Below are 512 nucleotides of genomic sequence, written 5' to 3'. Positions count from 1 at the left end.
GGGACGACGGCGTTCTCGCTGGCGGTGTCCGCCGCAGGGGTGGATTCCGGCCTCGACACGACCGACGGCACAAGCATCCTCCTGTTCAAGGAAGGCAACCTGGTGGTCGGCCGCATCGGCTCAGCCGCCGGGGCGGCGGCGTTCGCCGTGGCAATCAACGGCACRAGCGGGGTCGTCAGCGTGGCGCAGTATGCTTCGATCCATCATCCGACCCCCGGTGCCARTCACGATGAGGCAGTGAATATCACCGACAGCGCGTTGCTGGCGGTCGTGACGGTGACCGACGGCGACGGCGACACGGCGACCAGCTCGACCGGTATCGGCGATGCCGTCCAGTTCCAGGACGACGGGCCGACGGCAGCGATCGTCCAGGGCGCTCCCACGGTGGCGCATGACGAGACCGCGGGCGTCCAGGCGGATGCGAACGACACGACCGCGGCGGGGGTGGTGGGGCTGTTTGCCGGTGTCACCAATGTCAGCACCGATCTGAGCCCAACTGGCTTTGCGCAAAA

General features: G+C 67.8%; 1 protein-coding gene. It reads left to right on the top strand.

Going from position 1 to position 512, the window contains the following annotated elements; translation table 11 throughout:
- Nucleotides 1-512, top strand: a 512-nt coding sequence (locus tag AC1DZU_RS35655) for a DUF5801 repeats-in-toxin domain-containing protein (protein WP_477292153.1), incomplete at both ends; no start/stop codon positions are given.

The sequence above is a fragment of the Mesorhizobium sp. P2_A12 genome, from assembly GCF_056405075.1.
Note: the sequence above shows the minus strand (reverse complement) of the source record. Positions and strands in the feature narration are given on the sequence as shown.